The sequence below is a fragment of the Streptomyces sp. NPDC001515 genome (assembly GCF_053597115.1).
Genome location: NZ_JBSFHN010000026.1, coordinates 1 through 22,993 on the forward strand (window position 1 = coordinate 1; position 22,993 = coordinate 22,993).

Below are 22,993 nucleotides of genomic sequence, written 5' to 3' on the forward strand. Positions count from 1 at the left end.
AGGCTCCCCCCTCGATGAACGGACGTGTCCGCCATGCCGCCACGGCTCAGTGTCGTTGTCCCCGCCCCGGTCGACCCGGCGACCGTGGTCGTCGCGCTGCTGCCCGGACTCCTGGTGGCCCTGGCGGCCGGAGGCGTGCGGCGGCTGCCGTGGTCCCGGCCGCGCAGCGCGGTGCGCCGGGTGCTGGTGGTCGGCGAGGCCGCGGGGGTGGACCGGGCGGTGCGGCTGCTGGCCTCCCGGTCGGATCACGGCTACCGGGTGGTGGCGGCCCTTCCGGTCGGCACGGCGGCCCTGGGCTGCGAGACCCCGGTCCCGGGGCGGCTGGCCCCGGAGCCCGCCGACGACGACGCCTCGACGGTGCTGGGCACGGCCTTCGCGTACGAGGCGGATCTGGCCCTGGTGGTGCCGGGCGCCCGTCTCGCCGAGGAGCGGTTGCGCCGGCTGTCCTGGGCACTGCACGACGGCGGGCTGGATCTCTGCGTCCTCTCGCACCTCTCGGAGATCTCCGAGCGCCGGGTCCGTCCCGCGTCGGCGGCGGGGCTCACGCTGCTGCACATCGAGCCGCCGCTGCGGCACGGACCGCAGCCGGCGCTCAAGGCGGCGGTGGACCGGACCGGCGCAGCCCTCGGTCTGCTCGCGCTGGCGCCCCTGCTGCTGGCGGTGGCCGTCGCGGTGCGGCTCACCTCGGCCGGGCCCGTCTTCCACCGCCAGGTCCGCCACGGGCAGCACAACCGCCCGTTCACCATGTGGAAGTTCCGCACGATGGTGGCGGACGCCGAACGGCACCGGGCGCGGCTGGCGGCCGCGAACGAGACCGACGGCCCGATGTTCAAGATGCGCCGGGACCCCCGGGTGACCCGGGTGGGCCGGCTGCTGCGCCGCTCGTCCCTGGACGAACTGCCCCAGCTCTTCAATGTGTTACGCGGTGACATGTCCCTGGTCGGTCCGCGCCCGCCGCTGCCCGACGAGGTGTCCCGCTACGACGAGCGGGAGCTGCGGCGGCTCGCGGTCAAGCCGGGGCTCACCGGCCTGTGGCAGGTCAGCGGCCGGTCGGACCTGTCCTGGCAGGAGACCGTCTCGCTGGATCTCTGGTACGTCGACAACTGGTCGGTGGCCACGGACATGGGGCTCATGGCCCGGACGCTGCGCGCCGTCACCGACGGCCGCGGGGCGTACTGAGGGCGGCGGGCCGGATGGGGAGAAGGGGAACGGGCCGGGCGGCCCGCCGCGCACCGGCGGCGGACCGTCCGGCGGGGGCGCCGGGCGGGCGGCGCGGGTCAGCGCGGGGTGCCGCGCTCCTCCAGCCAGCCGGTGTAGGTGCGGGCGATGCCCTCGCGCAGTGGTACCCGGGGGGCGAAGCCGAGGGAGGTGAGCCGGGAGACGTCCAGGAGTTTGCGCGGGGTGCCGTCCGGCTTCTGCGCGTCCCATCGCACGGCACCCCGGTAGCCGGTCACCTCCGCGACGTTTTCCGCGAGTTCACGGATCGTCAGGTCCTCGCCGGTGCCTATGTTGACCGGTTCCTCCGCGTCGTAGCGCTCCAGCAGCAGGACGCAGGCGGCGGCGAGGTCGTCGACGTGGAGGAATTCGCGCCGGGGGGTTCCCGAGCCCCACAGCACCACCTCCGGCGCGCCGTCCCGCACCGCTTCGTGGAAGCGGCGGATCAGCGCGGGCAGCACGTGCGAGCTCTCCAGGTCGAAGTTGTCGCCGGGTCCGTAGAGATTGGTCGGCATGGCGCTGATGTACGAGGCGCCGTACTGCCTGCGGTAGGAGCGGGTCTGCACGATGCCGGCGATCTTCGCGAGGGCGTACGCCTCGTTGGTCGGCTCCAGCGGGCCGGTGAGCAGGGCGCTCTCGGGGATGGGCTGGGGGGCCAGCCGGGGGTAGATGCAGGAGGAACCGAGGAAGAGCAGCCGAGGGATTCCGGCGGCGTGCGCGCCGGCGATCACGCTCAGCTGGATGCGGAGGTTGTCCTCCAGGAACTGCACCGGATACGTGCTGTTGGCCATGATCCCGCCGACCCGGGCGGCGGCGAGCACCACGGCGTCGGGGCGGGTGTCGCGGAGGAAGGCGGCGGTGCGCTCGGCGTCGCGCAGATCGAGCGCCTCGCGGCCCCGGGTGAGGACGTCGTGGCCGTCGGCGGTGAGGCGGCGCACCAGCGCCGATCCCACCAGTCCCCGGTGGCCGGCGACGAACACCCGGGCGCCCGGACGTAGCAGGGACGGAACGGATTCCTGGGAAGGGCCGGGGAGATCAGTCGTCATGGCTCGGAATTGTGCCAGCGCCGTTCCGATGAGGTGACGTTTTACAACAGAACGCTCAAGTCTTGACATTTCGGTGACCGATCGCCGTTCCGGCGACCACAGAAGGGGGGACACATGGGGAAGACCGCGCTCATCACCGGTGTGACGGGGCAGGACGGTTCGTACCTGTCGGAACTGCTGCTCCAGAAGGGCTACACGGTCCACGGGCTGATCCGCCGCTCGTCGAGCTTCAACACCGAGCGGATCGACCACATCTACCAGGGACCCGAGGAGGAGCACCGCTCCTTCGTCTTGCACCACGCCGATCTCGCGGACGGGGTGGCGCTGGTGAACCTGCTGCGCGACATCCGGCCGGACGAGGTCTACAACCTGGGCGCGCAGTCCCATGTCCGGGTCTCCTTCGACGCGCCGCTCTACACCGGTGACGTCACGGGGCTCGGCACGATCCGGCTGCTGGAGGCGGTGCGGGCCAGCGGGGTGGAGACCAGGATCTACCAGGCGTCCTCCTCGGAGATGTTCGGCGCCAGCCCGCCGCCGCAGAACGAGCACACCCCGTTCCACCCGCGCAGCCCGTACAGCGTCGCCAAGGTCTACTCGTACTGGGCGACCGTCAACTACCGCGAGGCGTACGGGATGTTCGCGGTCAACGGGATCCTCTTCAACCACGAGTCGCCCAGGCGCGGCGAGACCTTCGTGACCCGGAAGATCACCCGGGGGGTGGCCCGGATCAAGGCCGGGCTCCAGAGCCATCTCCACCTGGGCAACCTGGACGCGGTGCGCGACTGGGGGTACGCGCCGGAGTACGTCGACGCGATGTGGCGGATGCTCCAGTGCGACACCCCGGACGACTACGTGGTGGCGACCGGCGAGGGGGTCAGCGTCCGGCAGTTCCTGGAGTACGCCTTCGAGCACGCCGGTCTCGACTGGCGCGAGCACGTCCGCTACGACGCCAAGTACGAGCGGCCCAGCGAGGTCGACGCGCTGATCGGGGACGCCTCCAAGGCGGCGGAGCTGCTGGGCTGGAAGCCGGCCGTGCGGGCCGGGGAGCTGGCCCGGATCATGGTCGACGCCGATGTCCGGCTGCTGGCCGACCAGTTGACGGGCGCGGCCGTGCGGGTGGACCGGTGAGAGGCCCGGGGCGGGCCCGGCGCGGCGGGGTGGTCGCCACCGTCCTGGCGCTGGCGGCCGGGGTGCTCACCGCCTCCGCCGCCTCCGCTCCCCCGGCCGCCGCCCTCACTCCCCCGGTCGCGTTCACCGCCGACGACCTGCCGACGTACCAGACCAACGGCATCGTCTGGACGCTGGCGGAGGCCGACGGGGTGGTCTACGCGGGCGGCACCTTCACCCGGGTGCGTCCGGCCGGCTCAGCCCCGGGGAGCGGCGCGTCGGCGGTGAACTTCGCCGCCTTCGACGCCGGGACCGGGGCGCCCACGGGCTGTTCGCTCTCCTTCACCCGGACCTCCGGCACCGCGACGGTCCGCGCGCTCGCCGTCTCCCCGGACCGCTCGACGCTGTACGCGGGCGGCTACTTCAACGCGGTGAACGGGAGGGCGGTCAACGGCCTGGTGGCGATCGACACCGCGACGTGCGCCCCGCGCCCCGGGTTCGCGCCGGGCTTCGGGGCGACCGTGCGGGCGCTGGACGTGGCGGCGGACGGCACGGTGTACGCGGGCGGCGACTTCCAGACGGTGAACGGGACCGCACGCCGGTTCTTCGCCGCCGTGACGCCGTCCGGCGCGCTGACCGGGTGGAATCCGAGCGCCGACGCCCCCGGCCGCGCCCTGAAGGTCACCCCGGACGGGCACGACGTGCTGATCGGCGGGGACTTCTTCACCGTGGGCGGGACGGCCTCCCACGCGCTCGCGGTGACCGGCGCGGACACGGGCGCGGTGACCCGGGCGTACCCGGACAACTTCATCCCCGCCTCGGCGGTGATCAAGGACATCGTCACCGATTCCGCGTCCGGGGGCTGGTACGCGGCGGGCGAGGGCGCGGGCGGCGCCTCGTTCGACGGCCGGCTGGCGATGGACCTGGCCGGCTTCGGCCAGCGGTGGCGGGACACCTGCCAGGGCGCCACCCAGGCCCTGCGGGTGTACCAGGGGGTCCTGTACGCCGGCAGCCACGTCCACGACTGCTCGACCATGGGCGGCTTCCCCAACCAGGTGCGCAGGCATCTGACCGCGCAGAAGGTGGACGATCCGGCGATGCTCGGCTGGTGGCCGGACACCAACGACGGCATCGGGGAGCCGGTGGGGCCGCGCGCGCTGACCGTGGCCTCGCGGGGCGGACGCGACTTCCTGTGGGTGGGCGGCGAGTTCACCACGGTCAACGGGACGGCGCAGCAGTCGCTGACCCGGTTCGCCACGAGCCCGGACACGGGGGCGCCCTCGGTGCCGGTGGTCAGCGTGTCCGCGCCGCGCACCGGGCAGGTGCGGGTGAGCTGGCGGGCGAGCCTGGACCTGGACGACAGCCTGCTCACCTACCGGGTGTACCGCGACGGCGCTTCCGCCCCGGTCTACACGACGACGGGTTCGTCCCTCTTCTACAGCCGGCCCCAGCTCACCTTCACGGACACCGGTGTGGTGACCGGGCGGACCTACACCTACCGGGTCACCGCGAGCGACGGCCGCACCACCAGCGCCCTCTCACCGGGCGCCTCCGTCACCGCGGCCGGTGCGGCGAGTCCGTACGCGGAGCGGGTGCTGGCCGACGGGGCGGAGCTGTACTGGCGCTACGACGAGGCGGGCGGCTCCTTCGCCGCCGACGCCTCGGACGGAGGCGACGGCGGGGTGTACATGAACGGGCCCGGATACCGCTCGGCCCCGTCCGCCGTGGCCGGCTCCGCCGCCCTGACGCTCGACGGCACCGATCAGTACGTCTACAGCGACCGGCTGCACCACTACACCTCGCCGTCGCCGTACTCCATCGAGACCTGGTTCCGCACGGCGACCACCCGGGGCGGGCGCCTGGTCGGGTACGGCAACAACATCGGCACCGCCCAGGGCCACACCAGCTCCATCTCCGACAAGATCCTCTATCTGACCGACGACGGGCGTCTCGCCTTCGGGGTGCAGACCGGCAGCACCCGCCCGACGCTCACCTCGGCGGCCTCGTACAACGACGACGTCTGGCACCACGCCGTGGCCACCCAGGGACCGGCCGGGATGCGGCTGTACGTGGACGGGGCGCAGGTCGCCGCCAACACCACCACGGGGAACCGCTCGTACAACGGCTACTGGCGGGTGGGCGGGGACGCCATGTCCGCGGCCTGGCCGAACCGCCCGACCAGCGGCTACGTCGCCGGGCGGGTCGACGAGACCGCGCTCTACCCGACGGCGCTGAGCGCGGCGCAGGTGGCCGCGCACCACGCGCTGGCGGACACCCCGCCGCAGCCCGGGGGGACCACGGTGGCGCTCACCCCGGCGGAGGACGCCTACGTCAACGGCGTCGCCCCGAACACCACGTACGACGACAACCAGCTCGCCTCCCGGGGCAGCACCCCGTATCTCGGCTATCTGCGCTTCGCGCTGCCCCGGGCACCGGCCGGGCAGCGGCTGACGGCTGCCCGGCTCACCTTCCGCACCTCCTCCGATCCGACGGCCGGCTCGGCCGACCCCCACACCCTCGTGCCGGTGACCGGCGCGTGGACCGAGTCGACCGTCACCTACGCCTCCCGGCCGTCGCTCGCAGCGACGGTGCTGGGGACCATCTCCGGCGCGACCGCCGTCTCCACGGACTACTCGGTGGAACTGGACGCGCCGGCTCTGGGCGGGGCCCTGGGCTCCGCCTACTCACTCGCCCTCACCGGAAGCGGAACGGACAGTCTGCGCATCTGGTCGGGCGAGATCGCCACCGCGGCCTGGCGGCCGCAGCTCGTTCTCACCTTCGGAGCTGAATGATGAACCCCACCACGGGGCACGGACAAAGACGCGGCCGGCTGCGGGCCGCGGCCGGCGCGCTCTGTCTGCTCGCCGGCGCGCTGAGCGCCGCCGCCTCGGGATCCCCGGCATCGGCGCTCACCCCGCCGGTCTCCCTCACGGCCGACGACCTGTCCACCTGGCAGACCAACGGCATCGTCTGGTCCATGGCCGCCTCCGCCGACGGGACGGTCTACGCGGGCGGCACCTTCTCCACCATCCGGCCGCCCGGGGCGGCGGCCGGGACCTCGGAGCAGTCCGCGGTCAACTTCGCCGCCTTCGACGCGGCGACGGGCGCGCCGACAGGGTGCAGCCTGTCCTTCACCCTGTCGTCGGGGACCGCGACGGTGCGCTCGCTGGTGCTCTCCCCGGACGGCGCCACGCTGTACGCGGGCGGCCAGTTCGGGTCCGTGAACGGGGTCGGCGTGAGCAACATCGCCGCCGTCGACACAGCCACCTGCACACCCCGGCAGGACTTCAAGGTCGCGGTGTCGGCGACCGTGCGGGCGCTCGCGGTCACCGACGACACGGTGTACCTCGGCGGTGACTTCAACAGCGTCGCCGGGCAGACCCGGAACAAGTTCGCCGCGGTGACCACGGACGCGCAGCTCAAGCCGTTCACGGCGAACACCGACGAGGTGGGCCGGGCGGTCGAGCTGACCCCGGACGGCCGTCACCTGGTGATCGGCGGGGACTTCTTCACCGTCAACGGGACGAGTTCGCACGCGCTGGCCGTGGTGGACGCCACCACGGGCGCCGTGGCCAGGAGCTATCCGGGGTTCATCCCGAACACCTCGACGGTGCAGGACCTCACCTCGGACGCCACCCAGTTCTACACCGCCAACGAGGGCACGGGCGGCGGGGTGTTCGACGGCCGGATCGCGCTCGACCTCGGCACCTTCGACCAGGTGTGGCGCGACACCTGCCTGGGCGCCACCCAGGCGATCCTGGTCCACGCGGGGGTGCTGTACAGCGGCAGCCACGCCCACGACTGCGCGTCGATGGGCGAGTTCCCCGACCAGCCGCGCAAACATCTGCTGGCCCAGGCGGTGAACGACCCGAAGCTGCTGCCGTGGTTCCCGGACACCAACGACGGGATCGGTGAGCCGGTCGGCCCCCGGGTGATGGCGCAGACGGACAAGGGCGGACGCCACTACCTGTGGGTGGGCGGCGAGTTCACCACCGTCAACGGGTCCGGCCAGCAGGGACTGACCCGCTTCGCCGACGGCCCGGACACGGGGGCGCCCTGGGTGCCCAACGCCAGTGTCTCCACGGTCCGCCCGGGTGAGGTGGACGTGAACTGGCAGACCAGTTTCGACACCGACGACGGGGAGCTCACCTACCGCATCTACAAGGACGGGGCCAGCACCCCCGTGCACACGGTGACCGGCTACTCCGTCTTCTGGGACCGCCCCCAGCTGACGTGGACGGACCGGGACGTGGCGCCGGGCGAGACCCATACGTACCGGATCAGCGCGAGCGACGGCACCAACACCAGTGCCAAGTCGCCTGCGGTGACGGCGGTGGTGGCCTCGGACCCGGAGCCGTATCCGTCCCGGGTGATCGCCGACGGCGCCTCGCTGTACTGGCGTTACGACGAGGGCGTCTCGACGTTCGCCGCCGACGCCTCCGGCAATCTGAACAACGGCTTCCTGCGCAACGGGCCGGCCTACCGGCAGACGCCGGCCGCCGTGCCCGGCCCGTCCACCGCGATCGGCTTCAACGGCACGGACGAGTACGCGTACAGCAACCGGCGGCATGCCCAGCCCACCGCGTTCTCGCTGGAGACGTGGATCAGGACGACGACCGTGCGAGGGGGAAGGATCATCGGTTTCAGCAATCTGACCATGGAGAACAGCGGCACGGTCGACAAGCACGTCTACATGCGCAACGACGGACGGCTGACGTTCGGCGTGTACAGCTCGGGCGGCCGCCGTACGGTGGCCACCACCGCCGCCTACAACGACGGCAACTGGCACCACGTGGTCGCCACTCAGGGCCCGCGGGGCATGGCCCTCTACGTCGACGGCCAACTGCGCGCCTCCAACATCCTGTACACCAACAACCAGAGCTTCGCGGGGTACTGGCGGGTCGGCGGCGACAACCTCGCCAACTGGCCGAACCGTCCCACGAGCAACTTCTTCGCCGGGCAGATCGACGAGACGGCGGTCTACCCGGCCGCGCTCAGCGCCTCGCAGGTCGCCGCCCACTACGCACTGGGGACGGGTGGATGAGACATCCGTTCCCGGCCGGCGCCGCCGTCATCGTTCTGACGGCGGCGCTGGCCGCCTGCGGCTCCCCGTCGCCGGACGGCGGAGCGAAGGACACGCCCCGCGCGGCGGCCGCCGCCTCGCCGTCCCCGGCCGCGAGCCCGGCGGCCGGGGGCGGGGAGCCGGCCGGCCCCACCGCCCCCGCCGGCAGCGGTCCCAAGGTCCCGAGCGACGAACTGACTCCGGCCACGGGCACGTTCACCAAGCGGCAGAAGGAGTATCTGACCGACCGGGTGCCCCGGGGCATGGACCCGGCGGCCGTGCTCCAGACCGGGCAGGAGACCTGCGACCGGCTCAGCTATCTGGTCCGGGCCGATCCGGAGGTGGCCGTCGGCGCGATCGTCACCGGAGAGGTCGCGGACGCGAAAGCGGCCGTGGCGCATCTGTGCACCGCCCACCAGGGCCTGGTGGACCGGGCGGCCGGGGGCTACGCCGACGGCACGTACCAGGGCCGGGCCCTTCGCCCCGGGCGCTACCGCGACGTCAGCCCGACCACGGCGTGCTCCTGGCAGCTCACCGGGGCCGGCGGCAAGGAGCTGGCCTCCGGCTCCTCCACGGACGGACGGCCGAGCACGCTCACGATTCCGTCCTCGGCCCGCACCTTCACCTCCACAGGCTGCTACGCCTGGCTCCCCGAAAAGGACAAGGGATGAGCAAACTGCCGATAGCCGTGGCGATCCCCACGAAGAACGAGGGGCTCAACATCGCCGAGGCGGTCCGGTCGGTCCTCGGCCACTTCGAGGCGGTGGTCGTCGTCGACTCGCACAGCACCGACGACACGGCCAAGATCGCCGCCGAGTGCGGGGCCGAGGTCGTGCTGTACACCTGGGACGGGGGCCATCCCCGCAAGAAGCAGTGGTGCCTGGACCACGTCCGCACCGATCTGGACTGGATCCTGCTCCTCGACGGGGACGAGCGGCTGAGCCCCGGACTGCTGGCGGAACTGCGGGAGGTCTTCGCCGATCCGGACGCGCCGAAGCCGGCCGCGTACGACATCCCGCTCGGGTACTGGTTCTCCGGAAAGCGGCTGCGGCACGGCTACACCATCCGCAAGCGGTCCCTGACCGACCGGACCCGGGCCCGCTATCCGGAGGTGGGGGACCTCGACGCGCCGGGCATCGGCGAGGTGGAGGGCCACTACCAGCCGGTCGCCGAGACCACCGGCACGCTGCGCCACCCGATCGAGCACCAGGACCTGGACCCGGTGACGGCCTGGTTCGAGCGGCACAACCGCTACTCGGACTGGGAGGCGTGGCTGGAGCACCATCCGGAGGTCAAGGAGCAGGTGCGCCGGGTCAAGTCGCGGCAGGGGCAGCTGTTCCACAAGGCGCCGTTCAAGCCGCTGGTGTCGTTCGCGTACATGTATCTGTACCGGAGGGGCTTCCTTGACGGGCGGGCCGGGTTCGACTTCGCCCTGGCGATGAGCTTCTACCGGTGGCAGATCGCGCTGAAGTCCCGGGAGGGTTCAGCGCGGTGAACCGGCGCTCCTCCGGCGGACCACGTCCTCGTAGGTCCGCCGGAGCGTGCGGGTCACCGCTTCGATGGTGAACTCGTCGTTGACGAGCTTCCAGGCCGCCCGCCCGGCCTCGGCGTTGGCCCGCGGCTCCAGGAGGTCGAGCACGGCCCGCGCGACCTTCGCGGCGTTGGCCTCGTCCTCGCCGGGCCGGCTGTCGATGACCCGGCCGGCCCCGGCGCGGGCGACATCGGGGCCGAGCCCGCAGGTGCGGGTCACGACGACGGGCGTGCCCACCGACATCGCCTCCAGGACCGAGACGCCCAGCGGTTCCTCGATCGACGGCAGCACGTACACATCGGCCCGGCGTCCGGCGGCGAGGACCTCCTCGTGGCCGAGCGGTCCGACGTGGTCGAGGGAGTCCAGCACGCCCAGGCGCCGGGCGAGGGCCAGGGTGCCGGGCAGGGCCCCGGTGTCGGGTCCGGCGAGGACGAAGCGGGCTCCGGGGTGCTCGGCCAGCACGGCGGGCATGGCGGCGACGAAGTCCTCGGGGCGCTTGCGCTGCTGGATCCGGGCGAGGAAGAGCACCGTGGGCGGGCGGCCGGGGTCGCGGTCGGGCTTGACCTCCTGCGGGCGGACGCCGTTGACCAGCCGGACGGTGCGGGTGAGGGCGACCGGGGCGGCCACCGCGTTCACATCGAGCCGTTCGGCCTCGGTGAGGTGGAGCACCGCGTCGGCGCCGCGCAGCACCCGCCGCACCCCGAGGAGGTCGGTGAGCTGGGCGACGCGCTTCTCGGTCGGGTCGACCATGCCATGGGTCTGGACGACCAGCGGGGTGCGGGAGGCCAGCGCGAGGAGGGCGGCGGGCAGCGTCACCAGATCGCGCATCAGATGGACGTGGACGAGGTCGGCGCCGCGCATCATCCGGCGTGCGGCGCGCAGCAGCGGCAGCGAGGTGATGCCGCTGACCTCGAACATCGGCAGCAGATGGCGGGCCTGGAAGAGGTGGACGGGCACGCCCTCGACCTCGGCCGGCAGGGCGCCGTCGAATCCGTCGCCGAGCGCCATGATCCTGGCGTCGTCGCCTCCGGCGCGCTGCACCTTGGAGAGGTTCAGCGCGACCCGGGTCGGACCGCCGAAGGCGTGGTCCGGGGTGTGCAGTGTGACGATGTGCAGGATCTTCACCGGGGTTCCCCTCACCCTCGTCCGACTGTTCACAGACTAGTCATCACATCACCCCAAGTGGGTTGATTCGTTAAGGTGTTGGCAGGTTCACGGAACGGGGGGCAGATGACGTCCGTGCACGAGGCGATCCCGTCCGCGCCCGCCGGGCGGGGCGGCGGTCCGCGTCCCCCGGTGGAGCCGGTCGCGAGGCCGCTGTCCTGGGCGATGCTGTCCCGGGCGCTGGCGGTGCCGCTGATCCTGGGGCTGGTCTGCTTCCTGCCCGCGCTGATCGCCGCCCAGCCCGGCACCGGCGTCCGGGACACGGCGTACTGGCTCCAGCTGGTGCTGACCTGTTACTCGGGCGCCCGGCTGGCGACGATGATCCTGTCCACCCGGCGGCGGCTGCTCCAGGGCGTGTTCTGGATGTTCGTGTACATCGCGCTGGGGGTGGCGCCGTTCGCGCAGGCGGTGATCGGGCAGACCCCGACGCCGATGGTGGGGCCGCGCGCCCATCTGGTCATGGCGATCGCGCTGGTCCTGGTGGGGTGCGCCGCCTTCGACCTGGGGGCGCTGCTGGCGTCCCGGCGTCCGCTGCGGCGGCGCGCGCCGGGGCGGGCCGGGCGGGGCCCGGCGGTCGCGCATCCGGTGCGGCTGCGGCTGCTGATCGTGCTGGCGTTCGCGGCGAGCGGCTACTACGTGCTGAAGCTGGGCGGCCCCGCGGTGTTCTTCACCAGCCGTCAGGAGATCAGCGCCTCGGTCGCCCAGAGCGGGGTGGCGTCGGCCGAGTCCAATGTGGGCTCGGCGTTCCTGAAGGGGTTCGGCACGGTGCCGGCGCTGCTGGCGCTGCTGTTCTGCACCCGCCGGCTGGTGACCTCGCGCCGGGCCCGGCGCTCGCCCGCGGCGGTGCTGGTGTGGTGCGCGCTGGCGGCGCTCAATCTCGTGGTCAACAATCCGGTGTCCAATGCCCGTTACTGGTTCCTGACGGTGCTGGTCTCCCTGCTGTTCACGGCGTTCCCGAGCAGCGCGGCGATGTACCGCTCGGTGCTGGCCCTGGGGGTGATCGGGGCGCTGGTGCTGTTCCCGTACGCCGACCGGTTCCGGTACGACGACGAGGGATACCGCCCGGTGCAGTCCTCGTCGGTCTTCGAGCCGCTGGCGACGAAGGACTACGACCAGACGGTGATGTTCGCCAACACCATCACCTGGGTGGACAGCCGGGGCCACACCTACGGCCGCCAGCTCGCGGGCTCGGCGCTGTTCTTCGTGCCGCGTTCGGCGTGGAGCGGCAAGCCGGAGGACACCGGGGTGCGGGTCGGCCAGTGGATGGGGATGAACATGACCAACCTCTCGGCGCCGCTGTGGACGGAGCTGTGGGTGGACTTCGGGGCGCCGGGGCTGGTCGGGGGGCTGGCTCTGGTGGGGTACGCGGCGGCGCGCACCGACCGCCGGTACGCGCGCGCGGTGACGCGGGAGGGTCCGGGGCCGGGCAGTGTGCTGGCGATCGTGGCGCCGCTGATCGCCGGCTACACCTTCATCCTGCTGCGCGGTCCGCTGCTCCAGGCGGTGGGGAAGCTGGCGATCGGGGCGTTGTGCCTGGCGCTGGTCACGAGTTTCACGGAGCGGAGCCAGCGGCGGACGCGTTGACGGCGGGGTGTTCGGGCGCGCCCCCTCGGGCGAGTGTCGCCACCCGGGTCCAGGTGGCGACGGCCTTGCAGACGGAGCCCAGGCACAGCCCCCAGGCGGCGCCCATGATGCCGCCGACGAGATAACCGCCGATGAGGAAGCCGACGGCGGCGAGTGAGAAGACCACCTGGATGGAGAGGGTGGCGCGGGGGTCGAGCAGCCGCAGTGCCAGGAGTCCGCAGGTGCCGACGGCCATGGCGGCGTACTGGCTGCCGGTCGCGGGGAGCAGGGCGGAGGCGGCCGGCCAGGTGTCGCCGAGGAGGTGGCGGCCCGCCGAGGGGGGCAGCAGGGCGAGGACGGTGGCCCAGCCGGCCGCGGTGAGCGCCAGGACGGCGGCGAGCGCGGCGGTGGCCCGGATCTGGCGGCGAGGGCCGGCGAGGCGTCCCAGGAGCGGCGGGCCGAAGCCGGTCGCCGAGGTGAACAGCACGTTCAGCGGTCCGAAGAGGGTGGTGGCGCCGCGCAGGGCGCCGACGACCAGGGGGTTGCCGACGGCTCCGAGGCCGAGGACGGAGAGCTGGCTGCTCGCGTTGCCCACCCCGAATTCGACGACGAACCGGCGGCCGAGGTGTCCCCTGCCCAGCAGCGGGCCGAGGCGCACCGGGGTGCCGGCGGTCCGGCGCCGCAGGACGGCCAGCGACAGCAGGAGCGCGGGCAGGGCGGAGAGTCCCCAGACGAGGACGAGGCGGGCGGCGGGGGCGCCGTGCGGCTGGACGGACAGGGCGCCGGTCACACAGACCAGCCGGAGTGTGTCGGCGGTCAGGGCCAGGTGCTGGGCGTGCAGGGTGGCGAAGGCGTAGCGGGCGGTGTCCTGGCCGAGGACGGCGGGCAGGACGAGCCCGAGGACGGTGAGGGCCGTCGCGGTCTGCCCCGGCAGCAGGGCGCAGACGGCGGCGAGCGCCCCGCCGGCGGCGGTCGCTGCGAGCAGGGTGAAGGCGACGGCGGAGCGGCAGGCGCCGCGCGTGGCGGGGTCCTGTCCCCGGTGCAGCACGAGGGGCTGGCCCGTGTAGGCGCCGGAGATCCCGAGGAGCACGGTGAAGACGAGGTAGACGGCGGAGAAGCGGGCGAAGTCGGCGACGGTGGAGAGCCGGGCGGCCACCACGAGGACCAGGATGTTGGTGAGGGCGGTGACCCCCTGGTCGGCGACGGAGCAGACGACCGCCGTGCGTGCCCTCATCGGCGTCCGGCGGTGCCGCTGTGGTCGCCGCCCGGGTCCAGGGTGCGCAGGCCGAGCGTCTCGGTGGGGTCTCCGGGGTGTCCGTCGCGTTCGGGTCCCTCGTGCCGGGGGCGCGGGCCCTCGTCACGGGTGCGGGCGCCGGTCCGTGGTTCGGCGCGCCGGGCCCTGCGCAGGGCCCGGCGCTCGCGGCGGCCGTGGCCGGGGTGGAGGAGGGTGCCGAGCACGGTGCCGCCGGCGGCGGTGATGATCTCGCGGATGCGTTCCAGGTCGCTGCGGTGGACCTCGCGGGGTTCGCAGACGACCACGACGCCCTCGACGCGGTCGATGAGGGCGACGGCGTCGGCGTACGAGAGGACGGGGGGCGCCAGGACGATGACGACGGCTCCGGGCCGGCCGCCCTCGGCGAGGATGCGGCCCACCGGGGCGGAGGTCAGGGCGCGGGGGACGTTGTCGGTGCGGCGGCCGGCGATCAGGGTGAACGCGCCGGAGCCGGGGACGTCCACGTTGCTGCGGCTGTCGGCGGGCCAGCCCCGGCCGCCCGGTTCGACGGCCCAGCTGGGACGGCCGCCCCGGGTGGCGGCGCCGAGGGAGCCGGCGAGGGTGGGGGTGCGCAGATCGGCCTCGACGAGCAGGACGTCGCGGCCCATCTCGGCGAAGGCGGCGGCGAGGTTGGCGGCGGCGGCGGTCGCCATGGCGTTGTCGCCGCGCGGGGCGGTGACGAGGAGCCGGCGGCGTTCGGCGAACGAGGGGTCGTAGGCGAGGCGGAAGGCGACGGCGCGGTACTCCTCGGCGAGCCGGCTGCCGCTGCGGCCGATGGCGAGCAGGGCGCCGGGCGCGCTCCGTTCCCTGGGCAGGGTGCCGAGCAGTGGGGCGCCGAGCGAGCGGACGAGTTCGCGGGTGGAGCGGACGGCGGGGTCGAAGACGAGCCGCACCCAGGACAGCAGCAGACCGAGCGCGAGCCCGACGACTCCGCCGAGCCCGAGGAGCAGCGGCAGTCCGGGGCCGCTGGGGTTCTCGGGGGCCACGGGCTTCTTGTTGAGATAGCCGGGTGTGGTGTCCAGGGCCCTCAGCTCGGAGATCTTCCGGTTGAGTTCGGAGATGGAGACGATGAGGTTGGCGCGGGCGCTGCTGACGTCGTCGCCGGTGGTGCCGGTCTCCTGCTGGGCGAGCCGGTCGCGCTGCTCGGTGAGCGGCCCCAGCTGGACGCGGTAGCCGTCGACCATGTTGTCGATGCTGTCCTCGGTGCGCTCGCGCCGTATCTCCAGATACGCCTCGGCCAGGGCCTGGGCGCGGGCCCTGGCCTGTTCGGGGGTGCGGCCCGTGTAGGAGAAGCGGAGCACGAGGGTGTTGGGCGGGTTGGTGACCTGGAGGCCGGAGAGCAGGGTCCCGACCTCCACGGTGTCCCCGCTCTTGGCGAGGGTGGCGACGGCGACGGTGCCGACGACGTCACTGACGGCGGTCTGGCGTTCGGAGCCGATGTTGATGCCCTTGTCGGCCGAGGCGCCCGCGGCGAAGGGGTCGGAGGTGGCGGAGCGTACGGACACCTCACCGGTGGAGGTGTAGGTGTCCTCGCCGCTCAGGGCGAGCCAGCCGCCGCCGAGCAGCCCGAGGACGACACCGAGGGCGAGCAGGGACCGGTAGCGCAGCAACTGGCGGAACTGGTCCCGGAGCAGGGCGGGTTCGTCCTGCTCCTCCAGGGCGCGGATCGGGTGGGTCATCGGGGGCTTCTCCCATCGGCGTCCTGAAGTACCTCGGCGAGCAGTGCGTCGAAGCGGGCGAGCGCGGCCTCGCGGCCCAGGTGGCGGGCGACGTATCCGGGCCCGCGGGCGCCGAGTTCACCGGCCGCCGCCGGCTCCTCGACGAGTTTGCGGACGGCGGCGAGGACGGCGGCCGGGTCCTCGGGTGCGACGAGGAGTCCGGCGCCGGAGCGCTGCACCTCCTGGGCGGTGCCGCCGCCCTCGGCGACGGAGGCGACGACGGGGCGGCCCGAGACGAAGTACGAGGTGAGCTTGGAGGGCACGCTCATGTCGAGGACGGAGGCGCGCTGGGTCACGGCGAGCACATCGGCGGCGGCCAGGATGTCGGTGAACTCGTCCTGGCCGGCGGGCGGCAGGAAGTCCAGGTTGGGCAGTCCGGCGGCGCGGGCGCGCAGGGCCTCGCGCTGGTTGCCGTCGCCCATCAGCACGACGCGTATGTCGGGGGCGATCCGGGCGGCGTCGACCAGGACCTCCAGGCCCTGTTTGAGCCCCATGTTCCCGGAGTGCAGGACCACGGGGGTGCCCTCCCGCCAGCCGAGACGGGCCCTGGTGACGTCGCGGTCGGCCGAAGGGGCCCGCACATGGCTCCAGTTGGGGACCAGGCGGACGCGCTCACGGGGCACGCCGTAGGCGGTGATCCGGGGGACGAAGCTCTCGTGGATGACGCCGACGAGGGTCGCGGCGGTGAGGGCGTGGCGTTCCGCGCGCGCGGCGAGGGCGGCGGCCCGGTCCCCGCCCCGGATGCCGCTCTGCGCGGCGGCCGCGCCCATGAGGTCCTGGACGACGGGGATGTACGGGACGCCGTGGCGGCGGGCGAGCCGGGCGCCGATGACGCCGCCGGCCAGGCTCGGCAGCTGGGCGACCACCGCGTCGGGCCGCACTCCGGGCGGCGGGGCGGCCAGCCCGTGGACGAGCACACTGGCCTCGAACAGGGCGCGGCGCAGCGCCGTCTGACGGGACGGCACGTAGTGGCGCCGCCGGTGGACGGTGACGCCGCCGCGCTCCTCCCGGGTGCGCCACACGCCCCGGTAGGCGGGATCGGTCCGCCAGGACGGGTAGTGGGGCATGCCGGTGAGGACATGCGTCCGGGCCCCGGCGGCGGCCCAGTGCTCGGCGAGCTGGGCGGCGTACGGCCCTATGCCGGTCACCTCCGGTGCGTAGTTCGTCGAGACCACCAGCAGACGGCGGCCCTTCCACGGTTCACGGTGCGCTGTTTCCGGCATCGGACGATCGCCTTCCCCCCGGAGCCACCTGCGTTCCCCCCAAGGAACGGCCCCCAAAAGTGAGCTTATCCGTTCACGTGATGAGCAAGTGGTCTTCACAGTAAGGTCGTTCCACCATCAACACCGATACCGATATCCCACCGGACCGGATGCCATGTCCGGAAACCGACCGGTGGGCCTAGGTCATCACGTTCACACCGTGGGGGGAGAGAACGGATGGTGCACAGGGTCGGCTACGCGCCGGGGGTCTACGACCTGTTCCACGTGGGTCACCTCAACATCCTCAGACATGCCCGCAGCCAGTGCGACTACCTGGTCGCGGGGGTCGTCTCGGACGAGATGGCGGAACTCGCCAAGGGCCACCGCCCGGTGATTCCGCTGCCGGAGCGGCTGGAGATCGTGCGCAGCGTGCGGTACGTGGACGCGGCGTTCGTCGAGACGGTCCCGGACAAGGTCGAGACCTGGCAGCAGGTCAGGTTCGACGTGATCTTCAAGGGGGACGACTGGCGGGGCACGGAGAAGGGGCTGCGGCTCGAGCGGGACTTCGCGGAGGTCGGCGTCGAGGTCGTCTACTTCCCGTACACCGTGCACACGTCCAGCACCCAGCTGCGCCGGGTGCTGGACACGCTGGTCAGTCCGGGCGGAGCGCTCTCAGCTCCCTGAACCACTTGGCGAGGAACGCCACGAGGAACAGCGCGTGCACGGCGGCGAGTACGGCGTATCCGGTGCGGAACGCCGTCTCGTCGCCGAGCAGCAGGAAGATCAGGCAGAACACGCCGTAGTCGGCGGGCAGCAGCGCCACGGCGCGCAGCCGGGAGACCGGGGCCGCCGGGGCGGCGGCCGAGGGCGGGGCGGTACGGGCGGCGGCCTTGCCGAGCTGTTCGCGCAGGAGTCCGGCGCAGAAGGTGAGCACGGCGACGAAGAGGAAGCCGAGCGGCAGGAGCAGCCAGCCGTCGCCCGGCAGCGCGAAGAAGCGGTGGAACGCGATCAGCACGACGGTGTGGACCAGGATCATCTTGGCGCAGTCGACGACGTGGTCCAGCCATTCGCCGTCGGGGCCGCCGCGTCCGGTGAGCCGGGCGAGCTGCCCGTCGGCCGAGTCCAACGCGAATCCGACGGCGAGGGCCACGTAGACGAGGACCGCGGTCCCCCACCCGGGCCGCGCCAGGGCCACCACCGCGAGTCCGGAGAAGGTGAACACCGCGCTGACCAGGGTGACCTGATTGGGCGTCATCCGCAGCCGGTAGGCCGCGGCGGCGAAGATCCGCCCGGCGGGCCGGTTGACGTACCGCGAGTACAGCGACACCCCCTTGGCGGTCTTCTGCGCCCCGCGCAGCTCACGCAGCACCGTTCCCGTGCCTTCCATACGCCCCCCAGCGTGTCGCGGTCCCGCACAGCTCCGGCGGCACGGCCCCTGGCCGTTGCCCACCGGAGCCGCATCATGGCACGCGGACCCGGCCGTGCGGGCGGGATCGGCGGCAGGTGTCCGGTGGACGTCCCCGCCGGGCGGGGCCCCGAAGGGTCAGGCGGTGGCGGTGCGGCACTCCGGGTGGCCCCAGCCGTGGTCGTTCTTGGCGATCATCTCCTGGGCCGCATAGGGCTTTCCGCAGTGGCAGCGACCCGCGTACCGGGCGCGGATGGTGGCCGTCGAGGTGCGGGCGGAGCCGCCGGAGCGCTTCTTCGGCGCGGTGCGGGTCCTGGGTGTCCCGGTGGCGCGGCCCGGGGCGGGCGCGGGCGGCTCGGCTCCGTCGCGCGAGGTGCCGGCCGGGGCCTGGGCGACGGCGGCCTCGCTGGCAGCCTGGTCGGCGATGGCGTTCAGCGGGTCGCCGCCGACCTGGTGGGCGGGGACGTAGACGAAGTCGACGGTGCGGCCGGTGAGCAGGGTGTCGATGGCGACGACCAGCTCCCGGTTGGCGACGGGCTTGCCGGCCGACGTCTTCCAGCCGTTGCGCTTCCAGCCGGGGAGCCACTTGGTCACGGCGTTCATCGCGTACTGGGAGTCCATGCGGACTTCGAGCGCCACGGCGGGGTCGACGGACTCCAGCAGTTCCCGCAGGGCGGTCAGCTCGGCGATGTTGTTGGTCGCGGTCCCGAGCGGTCCCGCCTCCCACCGCAGCGGCGTGCCGTCGGCGCCGGCCACCACGTAGGCCCAGGCGGCCGGTCCCGGATTTCCCTTCGACGCCCCGTCACACGCGGCGATCATGCGCTCGTTCATGCCCCCGATCATGCCAGCGCCGGGCCGGGGCCCGGATCCGGGTGCGCGGCGGCGCCGGTCTCCAGCGGCCCTCGCGGTCCGTCCGGCCTGCCGGTCTCACCCTCCGTAGCGTTTCGCCGTGCGGCTCTCCCGCGGCGCTGCTTCCCTGGGGGGACCCGTTTCGTGCCCACCGTGCGAGGAGTGAACGATGAGCGTTGCAGAAGCGACCGTCTCCGCCGCGCAGCTGCGTGAGACGGCCCGGCACATGGCCGAGGCCGCCGAGCGCACCCGCGACCCGGAGCAGCGGCGCCGGCTCCGGGAGCGGTCCCGGAACCTCCTGGAGCGCAGCGAGCGGGGGACGGACCTCCCGGTGGGCGGGGTCCCCCGGTAGGGGGCCGCTCCCCCGCACGTCCCGGGGCCGCCGCCCTCCTCCACGGGCGTGGCCCCCTCCGCTGTCCGGGCCGCCCGCCGCCTACGATGGCCCGGCCGGGGGCAAGGCGCCCCCGTGCGGGAACCCGGGGGTCCTCATGAGCCGTCAGCAGGTCACCGTCGTCACGGGCGGGAGCCGGGGCATCGGGGCGGCGGTCTGCGTCCGTCTGGCCGCCGACGGTCACGACATCGCCCTGGGCTACCGCTCGGACGCCGACGCGGCCGAGTCGGTCGCCGCCCGGGTTCGCACGGCCGGCCGGCGCTGTGTGGCCGTGCGGGCCGACACGGCCGACGAGGCGGCGGTGGACCTGCTCTTCGACACCGCCGCCGCGGAGATCGGCCCCGTGACCGGCCTGGTCAACAACGCCGGGATCAGCGGTCCGGTGGGTCCGCTCGCCGAGGCCGACACCGAGGGGCTGCGGCGCGCCCTGGACGTCAACGTCCTCGGCTATCTGCTCTGCGCCCGCCGCGCGGTGCGCGATCTGACCGCGACGGGGGGCGGCGCGATCGTCAATCTCTCCTCCGCCGCCGCGACCCTCGGCAGCCCGGGCGAGTACGTCCACTACGCCGCCGCGAAGGCGGCCGTCGACACCCTCACCGTCGGCCTGTCCAAGGAGGCCGCCCCGGCCGGCATCCGCGTCAACGCCGTGGCCCCCGGCATCATCCGCACCGGGTTCCACGCCGATCCGGCCCGCCCCGACAAGGCCGCCGCAGGCATCCCCCTCGGCCGCCCCGGCACCCCCGAGGAGATCGCGAACGCGGTCGCCTGGCTCCTCTCCGCCGACGCCTCGTACACCACGGGCACGGTGCTGCGGGTGGCGGGCGGACGGTGAGGCCGTGACGGGCCCCGGGGAGCCGCCGCTGCTCTTCCTCGACGTCGACGGGCCGCTGATCCCGTTCGGACCGCGCGAGGGCGGCCACCGGGAGCACCTCGGAGGTCCGTGGCCGCCGGGCGGCAGGGACCACCCGCTGCTCGCGCGGATCGATCCGGCGCTGGGCCCCCGGTTGGCGGCGCTGCCCTGCGAGGCCGTCTGGGCGACGACCTGGGAGGACGACGCCAACGCGCTGGTCGCCCCGCGTCTCGGGCTTCCGGCCCTCCCCGTCGTCCACTGGCCCGCGCCGTCGGAGACGGACGAGGCGGACGCGCGGGCCGGACTCCACTGGAAGACGCGGGCGCTGGTCGCCCTGGCGGCGGGCCGGCCGTTCGTCTGGGTGGACGACGAGATCACCGGGGCGGACCGGCGGTGGGTGGCCGAGCGGCACGCCGGGCGCGCGCTGCTCCACCGTGTCGCACCGGCCGTGGGCCTGACCGCCGGTGATCTGCGGCTGATCGACGACTGGCTCCGGACGGTGTGAGCACGCGCACCGCGCGGACCGTCCCGGTGGCGGAGCCTGCGCGGTGACCGGGCCCGGTGCGTCAGAGCGGGGCTGTCCCGCTTGCCAGGAGGAGGGTGACGTCGGCCGCGGCGAGGAGGGCGGCCGCGGCCAGGGGGGCCTTGCGGTGGACGGGGGCCAGGAGCAGACCCGCGAGCGCGGCCGGGGGTGCGAGGACCAGGGTGAGGGTGCCCCAGGGGCCCGGCGGGCCGGGCGGGCCGAGGGCGAGGACCACCGAGGCCGCGAGGAGGGGAAGGGGCAGGAGAAGGGCGGTGGTACGGGCCCCGAGACGGTGCGGCAGACCCCGTACACCTGCCCGCAGGTCGGCGTGGATGTCGGGCAGCACGTCACCCAGATGGGCGGCGATGCCGAGGAGGGCGCCCGCGGTGACGGCCCACCAGGCCGGGGCCGGACGGGCCGGCAGGGTCAGGGCGGCCACGGCCGGCAGGACGCCGAAGCCGAGGGCGTAGGGGAGCCAGGACAGGGCGGTGGCCTTGAGCCGCAGGTTGTACGCCCAGGCCGCCGCGACCGCGCCCAGGTGCAGCGTTCCGGCGAGCGGGCCGCAGGCCCAGGAGAGCGGGACGCAGAGCAGGGCTGCGCAGCCGGCCGCCGCCCAGACGGTGGCGCGGCCGACCCGGCCGTCGGACACCGGTTTGTCCGTCCGCCCCGCCGCCGCGTCGCGGCGGGCGTCGACGGCGTCGTTGCACCAGCCGACCGAGAGCTGCCCGCAGAGCACGGCGGCGACGAGCAGCGCGGTGCGGGCCGCGTCCAGGCCGACGCCCGCGCCGAGGGCGCCCGCGGTGAACGTCACGGCCGCGACCGGACCGGGGTGGCAGGAGCGCAGGAGCGCCACGGACCGGCGCGGCGGCGCGGCGGCCGTCGTGGTCCAGGCGTGCGGGGGTCGCGGGGTGCCCATCGGCCGAGCGTAGGCACCGCGCACCGGCCGGCGTGACAGCCGCACGGGTTGTTTCCGGTGGCGCGCCCGGCGGGCGGGGCAGGCATGGGGCCATGACGTCTTCCCCCAAGGACCCCGGATGACCCGGATCGCCGCCGTGCACGGCACTCTGGCCCCGTACCGCCACGCCCAGCGCGAGGTCACCGACATGGTGGCGCGCACCTGTCTGCCGCCGGGCGCCGACCGGCGGGTCCTGGACCGCCTGCACACGAACGCCCGGGTGCGGACCCGGCACATGGTGCTGCCCCTGGAGCGGTACGCCGGGCTGCGCGGGTTCGGGGACGCCAACGACGTGTTCGTCCGGTCGGCCGTGGGTCTGGGCGGTGACGCGGTGCGCGGGGCGCTGGGCGCGGCGGGGCTCCGGCCGAGGGACGTGGACCTGCTGATCTTCACCTCGGTCACCGGGGTGGCCGCGCCCTCCGTGGACGCCCGGCTCGTGGGGCGGCTGGGGCTGCGCCCGGACGTGAAGCGGCTGCCGGTCTTCGGGCTGGGCTGTGTGGCCGGGGCGGCGGGCGTGGCGCGGCTGCACGACTATCTGCTCGGCCATCCGGACGAGGTCGCGGTGCTGCTCTCGGTGGAGCTGTGCTCGCTGACCTTCCAGCGGGGCGACCGCTCGCCCGCGAACCTGGTGGCGACCGCGCTGTTCGGGGACGGCGCGGCGGCCGTCGTGGCGGTGGGCGCGGACCGGGCGGTGGAGCGGGGCCCCGAGGTCGTGGCCACGCGGAGCCGGATGTATCCGGACACCGAGCACGTGATGGGCTGGGACGTCCGTGACTCCGGGTTCGGGGTGGTGCTCGATCCGGGGGTCCCGGACGTGGTGCGCCGCTATCTGGCCGACGACGTAAGGGATTTCCTCGCCGAGCACGGCCTGAAGCCGAAGGACGTCGCCCACTGGGTCTGCCATCCCGGCGGACCCAAGGTGCTGGAGGCCGTCTCCGAGGTGCTGGACCTGCCCGAGGGGGCGCTCGACGTCACCTGGCGCTCGCTGGCCGAGGTGGGCAATCTGTCGTCCTCCTCCGTGCTGCACGTCCTGCGGGACACGCTGGGGCGGCGGCGTCCCGAACCGGGTTCTCCGGGTCTGCTGATGGCGATGGGGCCCGGCTTCTGCTGCGAACTGGTGCTGCTGCGCTGGTAGGTCG

19 protein-coding genes and 1 pseudogene are annotated in these 22,993 nt (G+C 73.9%); 12 read left to right on the plus strand and 8 right to left on the minus strand.

The features are described from left to right. Nucleotides 1-63: 63 nt before the first annotated feature. A pseudogene (locus ACWCXC_RS25550) lies at nucleotides 64-1,179 on the plus strand (sugar transferase); the annotation flags it as partial. Nucleotides 1,180-1,277: 98 nt separating this feature from the next. On the opposite strand, the gene ACWCXC_RS25555 reads toward ACWCXC_RS25550, so the two are convergent. Continuing rightward, nucleotides 1,278-2,261, minus strand: a complete 984-nt coding sequence (locus ACWCXC_RS25555) for a GDP-L-fucose synthase family protein (protein ID WP_450890639.1) — start codon at nucleotides 2,259-2,261, stop codon at nucleotides 1,278-1,280. Nucleotides 2,262-2,375: 114 nt separating this feature from the next. Between ACWCXC_RS25555 and gmd the strand changes: the two genes are divergently transcribed. From gmd to ACWCXC_RS25580, 5 genes are read left to right on the plus strand one after another with little or no spacing between them, the layout of a single operon-like run. Continuing rightward, the gene (gene gmd / locus ACWCXC_RS25560; RefSeq protein WP_450679802.1) at nucleotides 2,376-3,389 is read left to right on the plus strand and encodes a GDP-mannose 4,6-dehydratase; all 1,014 of its coding nucleotides are present in this window, start codon (nucleotides 2,376-2,378) and stop codon (nucleotides 3,387-3,389) included. After that, entirely contained in the window at nucleotides 3,386-6,160 is a 2,775-nt protein-coding gene (locus ACWCXC_RS25565; RefSeq protein WP_450890640.1) for a LamG-like jellyroll fold domain-containing protein, read from the plus strand. The genes gmd and ACWCXC_RS25565 overlap by 4 nt, the downstream gene beginning before the upstream one ends. Continuing rightward, the gene (locus ACWCXC_RS25570) at nucleotides 6,157-8,412 is read left to right on the plus strand and encodes a LamG-like jellyroll fold domain-containing protein (protein WP_450679800.1); all 2,256 of its coding nucleotides are present in this window, start codon (nucleotides 6,157-6,159) and stop codon (nucleotides 8,410-8,412) included. The genes ACWCXC_RS25565 and ACWCXC_RS25570 overlap by 4 nt, the downstream gene beginning before the upstream one ends. Next, nucleotides 8,409-9,101 (plus strand): hypothetical protein, encoded by a 693-nt coding sequence (locus tag ACWCXC_RS25575; RefSeq protein ID WP_450890641.1) that lies wholly within the window; start codon nucleotides 8,409-8,411, stop codon nucleotides 9,099-9,101. Before ACWCXC_RS25570 ends, ACWCXC_RS25575 begins: the two co-directional genes overlap by 4 nt. Continuing rightward, nucleotides 9,098-9,925: a glycosyltransferase family 2 protein gene (locus tag ACWCXC_RS25580; RefSeq protein WP_450890642.1), complete on the plus strand. Its 828-nt coding sequence runs from the start codon at nucleotides 9,098-9,100 to the stop codon at nucleotides 9,923-9,925. Before ACWCXC_RS25575 ends, ACWCXC_RS25580 begins: the two co-directional genes overlap by 4 nt. Here ACWCXC_RS25580 and ACWCXC_RS25585 read toward each other — a convergent pair. Beyond that, nucleotides 9,914-11,086 carry a glycosyltransferase gene (locus tag ACWCXC_RS25585; protein WP_450890643.1) on the minus strand — a complete coding sequence of 391 codons (1,173 nt, stop codon included), beginning with the start codon at nucleotides 11,084-11,086 and terminating at the stop codon, nucleotides 9,914-9,916. The genes ACWCXC_RS25580 and ACWCXC_RS25585 overlap by 12 nt on opposite strands. Nucleotides 11,087-11,191: 105 nt before the next feature. Here ACWCXC_RS25585 and ACWCXC_RS25590 point away from each other — a divergent pair, with 105 nt between their 5' ends. Next, complete coding sequence (locus tag ACWCXC_RS25590) at nucleotides 11,192-12,709, plus strand: hypothetical protein (RefSeq protein WP_450890644.1); 1,518 nt, start codon at nucleotides 11,192-11,194, stop codon at nucleotides 12,707-12,709. Here ACWCXC_RS25590 and ACWCXC_RS25595 read toward each other — a convergent pair. From ACWCXC_RS25595 to ACWCXC_RS25605, 3 genes are read right to left on the minus strand one after another with little or no spacing between them, the layout of a single operon-like run. Beyond that, entirely contained in the window at nucleotides 12,678-13,922 is a 1,245-nt protein-coding gene (locus ACWCXC_RS25595) for a hypothetical protein (protein ID WP_450890645.1), read from the minus strand. The genes ACWCXC_RS25590 and ACWCXC_RS25595 overlap by 32 nt on opposite strands. After that, nucleotides 13,919-15,640, minus strand: a complete 1,722-nt coding sequence (locus ACWCXC_RS25600; protein ID WP_450890646.1) for a lipopolysaccharide biosynthesis protein — start codon at nucleotides 15,638-15,640, stop codon at nucleotides 13,919-13,921. Before ACWCXC_RS25600 ends, ACWCXC_RS25595 begins: the two co-directional genes overlap by 4 nt. After that, nucleotides 15,637-16,902 (minus strand): glycosyltransferase, encoded by a 1,266-nt coding sequence (locus ACWCXC_RS25605; protein WP_450890647.1) that lies wholly within the window; start codon nucleotides 16,900-16,902, stop codon nucleotides 15,637-15,639. The genes ACWCXC_RS25600 and ACWCXC_RS25605 overlap by 4 nt, the downstream gene beginning before the upstream one ends. 216 nt (nucleotides 16,903-17,118) lie before the next feature. On the opposite strand from ACWCXC_RS25605, the gene ACWCXC_RS25610 reads away from it, so the two are divergent. Further along, on the plus strand, nucleotides 17,119-17,565 hold the full coding sequence (locus ACWCXC_RS25610) for an adenylyltransferase/cytidyltransferase family protein (protein ID WP_450679792.1): 447 nt from the start codon (nucleotides 17,119-17,121) through the stop codon (nucleotides 17,563-17,565). On the opposite strand, the gene ACWCXC_RS25615 is transcribed toward ACWCXC_RS25610, so the two are convergent. After that, a complete protein-coding gene (locus ACWCXC_RS25615; RefSeq protein WP_450890648.1) occupies nucleotides 17,534-18,268 on the minus strand; it encodes a CDP-alcohol phosphatidyltransferase family protein in 735 nt (244 codons plus the stop codon). The two genes, ACWCXC_RS25610 and ACWCXC_RS25615, sit on opposite strands and share 32 nt — an antisense overlap. 156 nt (nucleotides 18,269-18,424) lie before the next feature. After that, the gene (locus tag ACWCXC_RS25620) at nucleotides 18,425-19,117 is read right to left on the minus strand and encodes a ribonuclease H family protein (RefSeq protein WP_450679790.1); all 693 of its coding nucleotides are present in this window, start codon (nucleotides 19,115-19,117) and stop codon (nucleotides 18,425-18,427) included. A 187-nt stretch (nucleotides 19,118-19,304) separates the two neighbouring features. Between ACWCXC_RS25620 and ACWCXC_RS25625 the strand changes: the two genes are divergently transcribed. The 3 genes from ACWCXC_RS25625 to ACWCXC_RS25635 all read left to right on the plus strand — a co-directional run bounded on the left by ACWCXC_RS25625 (nucleotide 19,305) and on the right by ACWCXC_RS25635 (nucleotide 20,881). Continuing rightward, nucleotides 19,305-19,487: a DUF6381 family protein gene (locus tag ACWCXC_RS25625; RefSeq protein ID WP_383634237.1), complete on the plus strand. Its 183-nt coding sequence runs from the start codon at nucleotides 19,305-19,307 to the stop codon at nucleotides 19,485-19,487. A 136-nt stretch (nucleotides 19,488-19,623) separates the two neighbouring features. Next, nucleotides 19,624-20,358, plus strand: coding sequence for an SDR family NAD(P)-dependent oxidoreductase (locus ACWCXC_RS25630; RefSeq protein ID WP_450679789.1), 735 nt, complete (start codon nucleotides 19,624-19,626; stop codon nucleotides 20,356-20,358). Between the two features lie 4 nt (nucleotides 20,359-20,362). Next, a complete protein-coding gene (locus tag ACWCXC_RS25635) occupies nucleotides 20,363-20,881 on the plus strand; it encodes an HAD domain-containing protein (protein ID WP_450890649.1) in 519 nt (172 codons plus the stop codon). Nucleotides 20,882-20,942: 61 nt separating this feature from the next. On the opposite strand, the gene ACWCXC_RS25640 is transcribed toward ACWCXC_RS25635, so the two are convergent. Further along, complete coding sequence (locus tag ACWCXC_RS25640) at nucleotides 20,943-21,815, minus strand: UbiA family prenyltransferase (RefSeq protein WP_450890650.1); 873 nt, start codon at nucleotides 21,813-21,815, stop codon at nucleotides 20,943-20,945. A gap of 118 nt (nucleotides 21,816-21,933) precedes the next feature. Between ACWCXC_RS25640 and ACWCXC_RS25645 the strand changes: the two genes are divergently transcribed. Next, entirely contained in the window at nucleotides 21,934-22,989 is a 1,056-nt protein-coding gene (locus tag ACWCXC_RS25645) for a type III polyketide synthase (protein WP_450679786.1), read from the plus strand. The last annotated feature ends 4 nt before the right edge of the window (nucleotides 22,990-22,993 follow it).

What these genes read in the sequence shown, in the direction of transcription:
- ACWCXC_RS25555 (WP_450890639.1), bottom strand. Translation starts at nt 2,261, where the DNA reads ATGACGACTGATCTCCCCGGCCCTTCCCAGGAATCCGTTCCGTCCCTG.
- gmd (WP_450679802.1), top strand. Translation starts at nt 2,376, where the DNA reads ATGGGGAAGACCGCGCTCATCACCGGTGTGACGGGGCAGGACGGTTCG.
- ACWCXC_RS25570 (WP_450679800.1), top strand. Translation starts at nt 6,157, where the DNA reads ATGATGAACCCCACCACGGGGCACGGACAAAGACGCGGCCGGCTGCGG.
- ACWCXC_RS25575 (WP_450890641.1), top strand. Translation starts at nt 8,409, where the DNA reads ATGAGACATCCGTTCCCGGCCGGCGCCGCCGTCATCGTTCTGACGGCG.
- ACWCXC_RS25580 (WP_450890642.1), top strand. Translation starts at nt 9,098, where the DNA reads ATGAGCAAACTGCCGATAGCCGTGGCGATCCCCACGAAGAACGAGGGG.
- ACWCXC_RS25590 (WP_450890644.1), top strand. Translation starts at nt 11,192, where the DNA reads ATGACGTCCGTGCACGAGGCGATCCCGTCCGCGCCCGCCGGGCGGGGC.
- ACWCXC_RS25595 (WP_450890645.1), bottom strand. Translation starts at nt 13,922, where the DNA reads ATGAGGGCACGCACGGCGGTCGTCTGCTCCGTCGCCGACCAGGGGGTC.
- ACWCXC_RS25600 (WP_450890646.1), bottom strand. Translation starts at nt 15,640, where the DNA reads ATGACCCACCCGATCCGCGCCCTGGAGGAGCAGGACGAACCCGCCCTG.
- ACWCXC_RS25605 (WP_450890647.1), bottom strand. Translation starts at nt 16,902, where the DNA reads ATGCCGGAAACAGCGCACCGTGAACCGTGGAAGGGCCGCCGTCTGCTG.
- ACWCXC_RS25610 (WP_450679792.1), top strand. Translation starts at nt 17,119, where the DNA reads ATGGTGCACAGGGTCGGCTACGCGCCGGGGGTCTACGACCTGTTCCAC.
- ACWCXC_RS25615 (WP_450890648.1), bottom strand. Translation starts at nt 18,268, where the DNA reads ATGGAAGGCACGGGAACGGTGCTGCGTGAGCTGCGCGGGGCGCAGAAG.
- ACWCXC_RS25620 (WP_450679790.1), bottom strand. Translation starts at nt 19,117, where the DNA reads ATGAACGAGCGCATGATCGCCGCGTGTGACGGGGCGTCGAAGGGAAAT.
- ACWCXC_RS25625 (WP_383634237.1), top strand. Translation starts at nt 19,305, where the DNA reads ATGAGCGTTGCAGAAGCGACCGTCTCCGCCGCGCAGCTGCGTGAGACG.
- ACWCXC_RS25630 (WP_450679789.1), top strand. Translation starts at nt 19,624, where the DNA reads ATGAGCCGTCAGCAGGTCACCGTCGTCACGGGCGGGAGCCGGGGCATC.
- ACWCXC_RS25640 (WP_450890650.1), bottom strand. Translation starts at nt 21,815, where the DNA reads ATGGGCACCCCGCGACCCCCGCACGCCTGGACCACGACGGCCGCCGCG.
- ACWCXC_RS25645 (WP_450679786.1), top strand. Translation starts at nt 21,934, where the DNA reads ATGACCCGGATCGCCGCCGTGCACGGCACTCTGGCCCCGTACCGCCAC.